General features: G+C 67.7%; 10 protein-coding genes. 6 read left to right on the forward strand and 4 right to left on the reverse strand.

Annotated elements, in window-relative coordinates:
* Positions 1–51: 51 nt before the first annotated feature.
* On the reverse strand, positions 52–1395 hold the full coding sequence (locus DRV85_RS09425; RefSeq protein ID WP_113289181.1) for a mechanosensitive ion channel family protein: 1344 nt from the start codon (positions 1393–1395) through the stop codon (positions 52–54).
* A gap of 216 nt (positions 1396–1611) precedes the next feature.
* Between DRV85_RS09425 and DRV85_RS09430 the strand changes: the two genes are divergently transcribed.
* The 4 genes from DRV85_RS09430 to DRV85_RS09445 all read left to right on the forward strand — a co-directional run bounded on the left by DRV85_RS09430 (position 1612) and on the right by DRV85_RS09445 (position 6523).
* Entirely contained in the window at positions 1612–3189 is a 1578-nt protein-coding gene (locus DRV85_RS09430) for an ABC transporter substrate-binding protein (RefSeq protein WP_113289182.1), read from the forward strand.
* Between the two features lie 192 nt (positions 3190–3381).
* Positions 3382–4449, forward strand: a complete 1068-nt coding sequence (locus DRV85_RS09435; protein WP_233495452.1) for an ATP-binding protein — start codon at positions 3382–3384, stop codon at positions 4447–4449.
* A 134-nt stretch (positions 4450–4583) separates the two neighbouring features.
* On the forward strand, positions 4584–5570 hold the full coding sequence (locus tag DRV85_RS09440) for an ABC transporter permease (RefSeq protein WP_113289184.1): 987 nt from the start codon (positions 4584–4586) through the stop codon (positions 5568–5570).
* The gene (locus DRV85_RS09445; RefSeq protein ID WP_113289185.1) at positions 5567–6523 is read left to right on the forward strand and encodes an ABC transporter permease; all 957 of its coding nucleotides are present in this window, start codon (positions 5567–5569) and stop codon (positions 6521–6523) included. The genes DRV85_RS09440 and DRV85_RS09445 overlap by 4 nt, the downstream gene beginning before the upstream one ends.
* A gap of 33 nt (positions 6524–6556) precedes the next feature.
* Here the strand turns inward: DRV85_RS09445 and DRV85_RS09450 are convergent, their stop codons facing one another.
* Complete coding sequence (locus DRV85_RS09450; protein WP_158540132.1) at positions 6557–6922, reverse strand: type II toxin-antitoxin system death-on-curing family toxin; 366 nt, start codon at positions 6920–6922, stop codon at positions 6557–6559.
* Positions 6923–7216: 294 nt separating this feature from the next.
* Here DRV85_RS09450 and DRV85_RS09455 point away from each other — a divergent pair, with 294 nt between their 5' ends.
* Both DRV85_RS09455 and DRV85_RS09460 read left to right on the forward strand, forming a co-directional pair.
* A complete protein-coding gene (locus DRV85_RS09455) occupies positions 7217–8236 on the forward strand; it encodes an ABC transporter ATP-binding protein (RefSeq protein WP_113289187.1) in 1020 nt (339 codons plus the stop codon).
* A complete protein-coding gene (locus DRV85_RS09460; RefSeq protein ID WP_113289188.1) occupies positions 8233–9249 on the forward strand; it encodes an ABC transporter ATP-binding protein in 1017 nt (338 codons plus the stop codon). The genes DRV85_RS09455 and DRV85_RS09460 overlap by 4 nt, the downstream gene beginning before the upstream one ends.
* Positions 9250–9338: 89 nt before the next feature.
* On the opposite strand, the gene DRV85_RS09465 is transcribed toward DRV85_RS09460, so the two are convergent.
* Together DRV85_RS09465 and DRV85_RS09470 are read right to left on the reverse strand one after the other, a co-directional pair.
* Positions 9339–10592 (reverse strand): DUF6522 family protein, encoded by a 1254-nt coding sequence (locus tag DRV85_RS09465; RefSeq protein WP_113289189.1) that lies wholly within the window; start codon positions 10590–10592, stop codon positions 9339–9341.
* Positions 10585–11556: P-loop NTPase (locus DRV85_RS09470; protein ID WP_113289190.1), on the reverse strand; the 972-nt coding region annotated here is incomplete at its 5' end. The genes DRV85_RS09470 and DRV85_RS09465, both read right to left, overlap by 8 nt.

Genomic DNA, 11556 nt, shown 5'->3' on the forward strand with positions numbered 1-11556 from the left:
TCAGGCCGCACAGCCGGGGCGCGCGCCTGCCGCAGCGCGTCGGCGCGGCGCTCACTCCGCCGTGCGCGTGATCACCTCCGAGCCTTCGAGGAGCCGGACCTCGCGCTGCGGGAAGGGGATGCGGATGCCGTTCTCCTGGAAGGCGTCCCAGAGCGCGAGATAGACGTTGCCGCGGATGTTGGTGATGCCGCCCGACGGGTCGCGGATCCAGAACCGCAGGACGTAGTCCACGCTGCTGTCGCCGAAGCCGGTGATGTGGCAGACGGGCGGACGGTCCTCGAGCACGCGCGCGACGCCGCGTGCGGCCTCCGTCGCCACGCGCCGCACCTCGTGGGGGTCGTTGCCGTAGGCGGTACCGAAATGGATGTCGAGGCGGACGAGGTCGTTGGAATGCGACCAGTTCACCACCTGGCCGGTGATGAGATCCTCGTTGGGGATGAGGTATTCCTTGCCGTCGCGGGTCGTGATCGAGACGTAGCGCGCGCCGAGGCTGTTGATCCAGCCGAAGGTCTCTCCGAGGCTGATGACGTCGCCCGGCTTGATCGAGCGGTCGAGCAGCAGGATCACCCCGGACACCAGGTTCGAGACGACTTTCTGGAGGCCGAAGCCGAGCCCCACGCCGATCGCGCCCGAGAGCACCGCAAGGCCCGTCAGGTCGAAGCCGACCGCACGCAGCCCGACGAGGAAGGCCGCGCCGTAGAGCGCGACCTGCAGGAATTTGACCGCCAGCACCCGCATCGAGGGGCTGAGTTCCTCGTTGGCGTGGATGCGGGCCGAGGACTGCCGCGCGATCACGCGGGCCAGAAAGAGCAGCAGGGCCAGCAGGAACACGCCCTGCAGCACCATCCAGAGCGAGATCCGCACTTCGCCCATCTCGACGGCGATACGGCCCAGCAGGCGCTCCGTCTCGTCGGTCAGGGCGAGGATACGCAGCGTGACCCAGGCGTAGGCGCCGTAGCGAACCGTCCTGCGCAGCAGGCTGTTGGCGATCAGCCGCGTCGCGAAGGCGACGATCAGCCAGGCGAGCGAGAGATCCGCCAGAATGGCCAGAAGCCAGGAGCGCGAGGGCCAGGTGATTTCGCGCATCGCCCAGACCGTGGCCCAGAGCAAGCCCACGAAGAAGACCATGCGCAAGCGCTTGTGCAGCACGACCAGCACGCGCAGGCGCCAGCGCGGCCAGCCCTCGCGCGCCCGCATCCATTCGTGCATCCGCGGCGCGAGGACGGCGCGCAGCGCCCAGGCCAGCAGGAACAGGCCCGCGGCGATCGCGACCTGATAGGCGTTCCACGGCCGCAGCATGAGCTCGGTCAACTCGCCCGCCTCGGCGGCGAGACGCGCGGCGAGGTCGCGAAGCGCGCCGGCGAACTGTGCGGGATTGGCGGCGTCGGGCTCCATGCGCCTCCGGTTATGCCTGATCGGGGCCGCCATGACGGCCGTGCCGTCAACGCCTGCGGCGGCGGCCTGGTTTCGCCGCGCGGCTCAGACTGACGCGCGCCTTCCGCTCACGTCACCCGCCAAGCCGCTTGCCCGCTTCAATCTGACTGTTATTCTGCGGCAATGTCACGAGCCCCGGGGCCACACGGACGCCGGGCCGAACAGGGAGACATCAGCATGAAACGCACAACCGGCCTTCTGGCCGCCGCGCTGCTCGCCTCGACCGCGATCGGGGCCTCGGCCGAGACGCTGCGCTGGGCGCGTGCGGGCGACAGCCTGACGCTCGACCCCCACGCACAGAACGAGGGGCCGACCCATACGCTCGCGCACCAGATGTACGAGCCGCTCATCATCCGCGACCAGACCGGCGCCTTCGAGCCGGCGCTCGCCACCTCCTGGGCGCCGAAGGAAGGGGACCCGAACGTCTGGGTCTTCAACCTGCGCGAGGGCGTCACCTATCACGACGGAGCGGACTTCACCGCCGAGGACGTGGTCTTCTCGATCAACCGGGCGAAATCCGAAGACTCCGACATGAAGGAGCTTCTGACCTCGATCGTCGAGGTGCGCGCGGTGGACGACTACACCGTCGAGATGGTCACGGACGGGCCCAACCCGATCCTGCCGTCGAACCTCACCAACCTGTTCATGATGGACAAGGGCTGGGCCGAGGCCAACGACACGGTCAAGGTGCAGGACGTCGAGGGCGGCGAGCAGACCTTCGCCACCGCCAACGTCAACGGCACCGGGCCCTTCCGCCTCGTCAGCCGCGAGCCGGACGTGCGCACCGTGCTCGAGCAAAACGAGAACTACTGGGGCATGGACCAGTTTCCGATGGACGTGACCCGGATCGAGTACACGCCGATCCAGAACGCGGCAACGCGGGTTGCCGCGCTGCTCTCGGGCGAGGTGGACTTCATCCAGGACGTGCCGGTGCAGGACCTGGGCCGCGTGGCGGATACCGAGGGCCTCGTCGTCAAGACCGCGCCGCAGAACCGCGTGATCTTCTTCGGCCTCAACATGGGCGCCGACGACATCGCCAATGACGACGTCGAGGGGGAGAACCCGCTCGCCGACGTGCGTGTGCGCAAGGCGATGAACATGGCGATCAACCGCGAGGCCATCAAGCAGGTGGTGATGCGCGGCCAGAGCCAGCCCGCGGGCATGATCGCGCCGCCCTTCGTCAACGGCTGGTCGGCCGAGATGGACCAGGCCGAGACCGACGTGGAGGCCGCCAAGGCGCTCATGGAGGAAGCGGGCTATTCCGACGGCTTCTCGATCCAGCTCGACTGCCCGAACGACCGCTACATCAACGACGAGGCGATCTGCCAGGCGGTCGTGGGGATGCTCGGCCAGATCGGCGTGACCGTGAACCTCGACGCCAAGCCCAAGGCGCAGCATTTCCCGCTGATCACCAACGGCGAGACCGACTTCTACATGCTGGGCTGGGGCGTTCCGACCTACGACTCGGAATACATCTTCAACTTCCTCGTCCATACCCGCACCGACGAACGGGGCAGCTGGAACGGCACCGGCTTCTCGAATCCGGAAGTGGACGAGATGATCCAGTCGCTCGCATCCGAAACCGATCTGGAGGTGCGCAACGACACCATCCAGTCGATCTGGGAAGTCGTGCAGGCCGAGACGATCTATCTGCCGGTTCACCACCAGGTGCTGAACTGGGGCATGAAAGAAGGTGTCGGCATCGAGGTCGATCCCGAGGACTCGCCCAAGATCAAATACATCTCGATGAATTGACCATCCGCGCAGGATGGAGGGAAGGGGCGGCTTCGGCCGCCCCTTTTTTATGGTCGTGCCGGAATGGATCGTTTCCGAAAGGGCATCAGGTTTGCCATATGCGCCAGATTTGCTATCTCAGGGTGCAACTGAGGGGAAAGGCGCATGCGGTCGGGCGAGGGACGGGACAGCGAGGGGGAGAACGAGGTTCCGTTGGCCAGCGTCATGGCCGGCTCGCGCGTGGCGATGATGGTCACGGATCCGACCGGTCCCGACAATCCCATAACCTATGTGAACACCGCGTTCGAGCGGCTGACGCTCTACAGGCGCGACGACGTGGTCGGACGCAACTGGCGCTTTCTTCTCGGCGAGGACACTGATCCTGCGGATATCGAACGGGTTCGCAAGGGGTTTGCAAGTGGCGATGACTTCGTCGTGACGCTGACCAGTCACCGGGCCGACGGGGCACCTTTTCGCAATCAGCTTTTCGTCACGCCCGTCAACGACGAAACCGGGAATCTGACCGGTTATTTCGGCATGCTGCGATGGGTGGATGCAGACGAAGCCGCGCTGCGCGATCCGCGAACGATCAGTTCGGAGACGATGCTGAAGGAGTTGCAGCATCGCGTGAAGAACCACCTCGCCATGGTGGTCAGCATGATCCGCCTGCAATCCCGGCGCGAGATCACGGCCGCGTCCTTCGACGATCTGAGCCACCGGATCGAGGCGCTGTCGCTCTTCTACGACGAGCTGTTCCAGGCCGGCGAGCGCTGCGAGGGGAAGGTGCCCGACGAGGTCGAGGTATGCCCCTATCTGCAGCGGGTGGCGGATGCGGTGACCGGACTCGAGGGACGGTCCGGCCTTGCCCTCGAACTTCGCTGCGAGGATGTCGCGCTCCCCGTCGACACCGTGGCGCGGCTCGGCCTTCTTCTGTCCGAGTTCCTCACCAATGCATACAAGCATGCCTTCTCGGGGCGCGACGAGGGCGCCATCCGGATCGACCTGACCCGGCAGGCGAACGGCGAAATCCGCCTCTCGGTCGCTGACGACGGGATCGGCCTGCCGGCGGGCAGCACCTGGCCCGCCGGTGGCAAGAGCATCGCGGAGCAGCATGACGACTCCGCGACGGCCACCGGGTCGCTCGACACGCAGGGCAAGGAGGGGGCCACCGGCCTGGGCGGTTCCATCGTGGACGGGCTTGCACGATCGATCGGCGCGGATGTCCTGGTGACGCGCGAGGAGAGTGGCACGCGCTTCGAAGTGCGGGTGCCCGCATCATAGATGCCCGAAAGTTCCGCATCCGCCGGGTAGTCATGCCTGGCGCCGACTGATACAGGCCCGACAGGGGCGCGCCTTCGCGTCAAATGGACGGCAAGCGGCTTGACCCGATCCCGCATTGCTAGGAACTTGCGCGAATGCTGGCATATATCATCCGCCGCGTCTTCCAGTCCGCGCTGGTCCTGCTGATCGTGGGGCTGGTGGCCTTCGCCATGTTCCGCTTCGTGGGCGACCCGGTGGACAACATGCTGGGGCAGGAGCGCACGCAGGCCGACGTGGAGCGGCTGCGCCAGCAGCTGGGCCTCGACCAGCCCTTCCCGGTGCAATACTGGCGCTTTCTCGAACAGGCGGTGCAGGGCAACTTCGGCCTGAGCTATCGACAGGGGCGGCCGGTCTCGGACATCCTGATCGAGCGGTTGCCCGCGACGCTGGAACTCGCCTTCGTCTCGGGGCTCTTCGCGCTGGCGTTCGGCATCGGGCTTGGCGTCTTCACCGCGATCCGACGAAAAGGATTTGCCGCCAACGCGATCATGACCCTGAGTCTGATCGGCGTCTCGCTGCCGACCTTCCTGATCGGTATCCTGCTGATCTACGTGTTCTCGGTCGAGCTTGGCTGGCTGCCCAGCTTCGGACGCGGCGAGGTCACGCGGATCGGCGGCTGGACCACCGGCTTCCTGACGGAAAGCGGGATCAAGGCGCTGATCCTGCCGGCCTTCACGCTGGGGCTCTACCAGATGACGCTGATCATGCGGCTGGTGCGCACCGAGATGCTCGAGGTGCTCCGGCAGGACTATATCCGCTTCGCCCGCGCCCGCGGGTTGCGCGAGCGGGCGATCAACTTCCGCCACGCGCTCAAGAACACGCTGGTGCCTGTCATCACCATCACCGGCCTTCAGCTCGGCTCGATCATCGCCTTCGCGATCATCACCGAGACGGTGTTCCAGTGGCCGGGCGTGGGGCTTCTATTCATCAACGCGATCCAGTTCGTCGATATTCCCGTCATGGCCGCCTACCTGATGATGATCTCGGTGATGTTCGTGGGCATCAACCTGATCGTGGATCTGCTCTATTTCGCCATCGATCCGCGGCTTCGCGTGGACCGCAGCGCAGGGAAGGCGACATGACCGACGCGCCGCTCAGCCCCGTCCGCGAGGCGCGTGCGCTCAAGCGCTTCAAGCGCGCCTGGGACAGCGACTTCGCCTATTCCTTCCGCCGCTCGCCGATCGCGGTGATCAGCTTCTTCGTGGTCGTGGTGCTGGTCCTCTCGGCCGTCTTCGCGCCGCTGATCGCGCCGCACGATCCCTTCAATCCGGCGACGCTGAACCTGATGAACGGCTTCACCGCGCCGATGGAGCCCAATGCCTTCACCGGCGAGGTCTTCCTGATGGGCACCGACGATCAGGGACGAGACGTGTTCTCCACCATCCTCTTCGGGATGCGGATCTCGCTCTTCGTGGGCTTCTCGGCGGTGCTTCTGGCGATGGTGATCGGCGTCACGTTGGGGCTTCTGGCGGCCTACATCGGCGGCTGGACCGAGACGATCATCATGCGCACGGCCGACGTGCAGCTGACCTTTCCCGCGATCCTCGTGGCCATGCTGATCTTCGGCATCGCCAAGGGCATCACGCCGCCCGAATACCGCGACCAGATGGCGATCTGGGTGCTGATCCTTGCCATCGGCCTGTCGGACTGGGTGCAATTCGCCCGCGTCGTCCGCGGCGCGACGCTGGTCGAGAAGAACAAGGAATACGTGCAGGCCGCGCGGCTGATCGGGCGCTCGCGCGGGGCGATCATGCTGCGCCACATCCTGCCCAACGTGCTGAATCCGGTGCTGGTGATCGCCACGATCAGCCTCGCGCTCGCCATCATCGCGGAGGCGACGCTGTCCTTCCTAGGCGTCGGCGCGCCGCCCACGCGCCCCTCGCTCGGCACGCTCATCCGCATCGGGCAGGAGTTCATGTTCTCCGGCGAGTGGTGGATCCTCTTCTTCCCGGCCATCACGCTGCTTGCGCTCGCGCTGTCGATCAACCTGCTGGGTGACTGGCTGCGCGACGCGCTGAACCCGAGGCTCAGATGAGGATGGTGAAGGTCGATTGGCCGGCAACACCCGCTATGGCGCGGGTGCCGGGACGATCCGTTCCCGGAACCAATGCTCTAGCTGATCGTACGTCATCTGACCTTCAGCGACAGCGACAATGGTTTCCACAATGGCGTGGTCATCCTCGTGAAGGCAGTAGCCGCTGCGCACCAGAAGCAGCTCTACCAGATAGAGAGACGTGCGCTTGTTGGCGTCAGCGAACCCGTGATTGCGCACGATTCCGTGCATCAGGGCTGCCGCCTTTTTCCAGATTTGCCGGTGGTAGCCGTGATAAGGTCGCGCCAAAGCCGAGCGAACGGCATGTTCGTTCACTATGCCGTCCACGCCACCATCCAGAAGCGCTTCCTCGTGGCCGCGCAGGGCGTCTGCCCAGGTCACGCAATAGTGCCGCCTACCGATTGGCGAGTTCCTTCATGGCCTGCCACCGCAGTCGGTGTGTAGCTTCGATGACCTGTTCGGAGCGCTTCGTGACCTTCGCTTCGCGACCGACCGTGCAGCCGGTTCTTTCAGTAGAACGTGAAGTTCTGGGCCGCTTGTCGGATGTGCCGTCGGGCTTGCGGGCCATGTGTTGGTCTCCTGTCGCTCTTGAACAAGGATATGTTAGGCCAGTGCTGGCCGACAAGTCGGATCGAAAGGCCCGGGCTCTAAGCTCAAGCAAGGTTGTCTGCTATCATGACACGTGAAGGCCGACAGGGGCGCGCCAACGCCACCCCCGTCCTCTCCGTCCGCGACCTTATCGTGGAGATTCCGACCCGCGCGGGCACCGTGCGGCCCACCGACGGTGTGAGCTACGACATCCGCGCGGGCGAGATCCTGGGCGTCGTGGGCGAGAGCGGCGCGGGCAAGTCGATGACCGGCAACGCGGTGATCGGGCTTCTCGACCCGCCCGCGCGGATCGCGGGGGGCGAGATCCTGCTCAACGGCGAGCGGATCGACAACCTGTCACGCGACAAGCTGCGGAAGGTCCGGGGCCGCAAGATCGGCATGATCTTCCAGGATCCGCTGACCTCGCTCAACCCGCTGCTCACCATCGGGGACCAGCTTACCGAAACGATCCTCGAGCATCTGCCGGTTGGCCAGCCGGAGGCGCAGGAGCGGGCAATCGCCGCGCTGGAAGAGGTGGGCATCCCGGCCGCCCGTGCGCGTATCGACAGCTACCCGCACGAGTTCTCGGGCGGCATGCGGCAGCGGGTGGTGATCGCGCTCGCCCTCTGCGCCGAGCCCGACCTCGTGATCGCGGACGAGCCCACGACCGCGCTCGACGTGAGCGTGCAGGCGCAGATCATCGCGCTCTTGAAGCGGCTCTGCCGGGAAAAGGGCGTGGCGGTGATGCTGGTGACCCACGACATGGGCGTGATCGCCGAGGCGGCTGACCGTGTCGCCGTGATGTATGCCGGCCGTCTCGTCGAGCTCGGGCCCGTGCGCGAGGTGCTGACCCGCGCGCGCCATCCCTACACCGCGGGCCTCATGGCCTCGACGCCGCTCGCCTCGCTGGGCCACCGGCGGCTCAGGCAGATTCCCGGCGCCATGCCGCGGCTCAACGCGCTGCCGCCCGGCTGCCCCTTCAACCCGCGCTGCGAGCGGGCCGAGGACAAGTGCCGCCAGCCGCCCGCGCCGGGCCTCGAGGCGTGTGAGGGCCGCGCGGCCTGCTGGTTCCCGCTGACCCCCGATGCGGAGGAAAGCGCCGCATGACATCGCTGATTTCCGTGCGCGGGCTGACCCGCGTCTTCGACGTGTCGAAACCCTGGCTGAACCGGGTCATCGAGCGGCTTCCCAGGGCTTTCCTCACCGCGGTGTCGGACGTCTCCTTCGAGGTGCCGGAGAAATCGGTCTATGCGCTGGTGGGCGAGAGCGGCTCGGGCAAGTCCACCATCGGCAAGATCGTCGTGGGGCTCGTGCCGCCGACCGAGGGCACGGTCGAGATCGAGGGCGTGGACCTCTCGCGCGAGACGGACGCGGCGAAGGTGGACCGCATCCGTTCGGACGTGCAGATGATCTTCCAGGACCCTTACGCCTCGCTCAACCCGCGCTGGCGGGTGCGCGAGATCATCGCCGAACCGGTGAAGTCGCGCGGCGGCGACACGGAGGGGCTGGCCGAGCGGCTGCTGGAACAGGTGGGTCTTTCCGGCGCCGATGCCGCGAAGTTCCCGCACGAGTTCTCCGGCGGGCAGCGGCAGCGGATCTGCATCGCCCGCGCGCTCGCCTCGAACCCGAGGGTGATCGTCTGTGACGAGCCGACCTCGGCGCTCGACGTGAGCGTTCAGGCGCAGGTGCTCAACCTGATGAGCGACCTGCGCGAGGAACTGGGCCTGACCTATCTCTTCATCAGCCACGACCTGACGGTGGTGCAGCACATGGCCGACGTGATCGGCGTGCTCTACCTCGGCCGGCTGGTCGAGGAGGCGCCGCGCGACACGCTCTTCGCCGAGCCCAAGCATCCCTATACGCAGATGCTCTTCGCCGCGGCGCCCCGCACCGATGTTTTCGGCCGCGAGGTCGATCCGCCGAAGGGCGAGATCCCCGACCCGATCAATCCGCCCACAGGCTGCGCCTTCCATCCCCGCTGCCCGCTCGCCGTGGAGCGGTGCAGCCGCGAGCGCCCCGAGATGCGCAGCGTGGACGGCACGCGCGTCGCCTGCCATCGGGCGGAAGAGGCGGTGCGGCGCTTTCACGCGGAGAAGGCGGAAGACGCGCCGGCGGAGTGATGTCCGGAGGGGAGGGGGCTTTCCGCCCCCTCTTGGCCTTCGGCCAATTCACCCCCGAGGATATTTGACCCAAGAAGAAGGGCCGGGCGTCAACCAGCGCCGACCCCCTCCAGATAGGCCTCGCGCGCCGCGGCCATCTCGCGCGCCCACCAGGCCGCCTCGTCCTCTCCGGCGTCGGGGCCGCGGCCGAGGCGCGCGGCCTCGTCGAAGAAGCCCTGGCCGGGTGTCATCCCGCGCATGCGGCTGACGACGAGGCTGGCCAGCATCGGTCGGCCGGCGCGGACATCCTCCGCCATCGTCGCTTCCAGCGCGCGGGTCACGCGCCGGACCGCGCCGGGCATGTACATGCCGAGCGAGCGGGCGAGCGCGCCATAGGTGATCGGCAACTCGTGCGGCGCCATCGCCGCGAGCTGCGCGCGAATCTTCTGGCGCAGCGCGGCGTCGTCGTCGCCGCTCCGGCGTGGCGGGGGCACTTCGCGCGCCGAGCCGTCGGGCGCGATCTCGGCCGACCAGGCGCGTTCGCCATGGCGCACGGTGATCCGGGTCATGCCGGCGTCGGGCCCCTGGCCCTCTTCGACGGTCGCGGCAGCCTCGCCCGCGCGGAGCGCCTGGCGCAGCGCGTCGGGCGTGAGGCCCAGTTTGGGCGCGAGATAGTCGGGCGCGACCATGAAACGCCCCTGTTCCTCGCTGATCGCGCCGGGCGGTACCGGGCGATTGAGCAGGGGCGTGGCGCCGGAGGGCGCGGCCGGCGCGTCGGTGTAGTACGGATTCGTGCCGGCCGAATGGTCGGTGACGTCGACGATCTCGCGTACTTCCGGAACGGCCATGCGGATCATCTGCTCCACCCCGTGCCGCAGGGTGGCCGCCGAGGCGGCACAGCCCTGACAGCCGCCGGACATGCGCAGGCTGACGACGCCGTCGGTCACGTCCACCACCGCGACATGGCCGCCATGCGCCGCGATCGAGGGGTTGGCCTGCGTGTCGAGGACATGTTGCACGGCCTCGCGCACGGAGGCGTCGTCCCGCGCGCCCGGCTTAGGCGGCGCTGCGCCCTCCCCAAGCGGCGTGTCGGTCTCGGCGAGCACCTCGCGGATCGCGGTGGCGATCGGGGCCTTCAGGGCGTCCCAGTCCGTCTCCGGCGTCCTCGTCACCGTGACGGCTGCGCCCGCGATGTGGAGGGCCTGCACGCCGTCGATGCCGAGCAGGGCGCGGGGCAGGGGGGCCTCGCCCGGCTCCGCGCCGGAGAACTCCGCGCCCGGCTGAACCTCGCGTTCGAGGACGAAGCGCATCGTGTTCGGATCGCCGGCCGGGCGTTCGGCGCGGATTCGCAGACGTTCAGACATCCTCGGCCTCCGCGGCCTGCATCGCGCGCAGCGTGGTGAAGGGATAGATTCCGCTCTGATGCCCGTCGCTGAAGGCGATGCCGATGGCGTAGTTGCCGAGCGACCAGATCCGGCGCGCCGTCACGTCGAGCGGCACAGATGCGGGATCGAGCAGAGGCTTGCCGCTCATCTCGTCCACGCATTGCGCGCAGCGGCAGGCGAGCCGCAGATCGCGCATGTCGAAGCGGCTGGCGGCCCCATCCGCCCACAGGATCTCGAGCGTCCGGGCATCGGGCCGCTCCATCGCGAGCGGGACTTCCGCCGTGGCGCCGGGCTCCGCGGCCTCGGGGTGCCCCTCCGGCTTGCCCCGGTTCTCGACCCAGTCCCAGTCGAAGGGGAGCTGCAGCCGCTTGCCGCCCGTCTCGCTGCCGGTGATCTCGGCGGCGATGGCGCGGTAGGCGGCGGCCGCCGGTGCCTCCGGGTGCGCGACGACGAGCGGCTTGCCTGCGTCGCCGCAATCCACCACCGCCGGGTCGAGCGGCACGGCGCCGAGGAAGGGCACGCCGAGATCCCCGGCGATCCGTTCGCCGCCGCCGTGATGAAAGATATGCGTGACCGTCCCGCAGGAGGGGCAGGTGAAGCCGCTCATGTTCTCGACGATGCCGAGGATCGGGACTTTCACCTGCTCCATCATGCGCAGGCCCCGCCGCGCGATCTTGAGGCTCACGTCCTGCGGCGTTGTCACGATCACGGCGCCCGAGAGCGGGAAGGCCTGCGCCAGCGTCAGCTGCACGTCGCCCGTGCCGGGCGGCAGGTCGAGCAGGAGGACGTCCACACCGCCCCAGGCGACCTCGGTGATGAACATGCGCAGATACTTGGCCACCATCGGCCCGCGCAGGATCGCGGGCTTGTCGTCGCCCGTGAGCATCCCCATCGAGATCACCTTGATCCCGTGCGCCTCGGCCGGGATCACCTTGTCGTCGGG

It is taken from the genome of Rhodosalinus halophilus (assembly GCF_003298775.1).
GTDB lineage: Bacteria > Pseudomonadota > Alphaproteobacteria > Rhodobacterales > Rhodobacteraceae > Rhodosalinus > Rhodosalinus halophilus.

Coding starts and splice junctions, on each gene's coding strand:
- DRV85_RS09425 (WP_113289181.1), bottom strand. CDS start 1,395: ATGGAGCCCGACGCCGCCAATCCCGCACAGTTCGCCGGCGCGCTTCGC.
- DRV85_RS09430 (WP_113289182.1), top strand. CDS start 1,612: ATGAAACGCACAACCGGCCTTCTGGCCGCCGCGCTGCTCGCCTCGACC.
- DRV85_RS09440 (WP_113289184.1), top strand. CDS start 4,584: ATGCTGGCATATATCATCCGCCGCGTCTTCCAGTCCGCGCTGGTCCTG.
- DRV85_RS09445 (WP_113289185.1), top strand. CDS start 5,567: ATGACCGACGCGCCGCTCAGCCCCGTCCGCGAGGCGCGTGCGCTCAAG.
- DRV85_RS09455 (WP_113289187.1), top strand. CDS start 7,217: ATGACACGTGAAGGCCGACAGGGGCGCGCCAACGCCACCCCCGTCCTC.
- DRV85_RS09460 (WP_113289188.1), top strand. CDS start 8,233: ATGACATCGCTGATTTCCGTGCGCGGGCTGACCCGCGTCTTCGACGTG.
- DRV85_RS09465 (WP_113289189.1), bottom strand. CDS start 10,592: ATGTCTGAACGTCTGCGAATCCGCGCCGAACGCCCGGCCGGCGATCCG.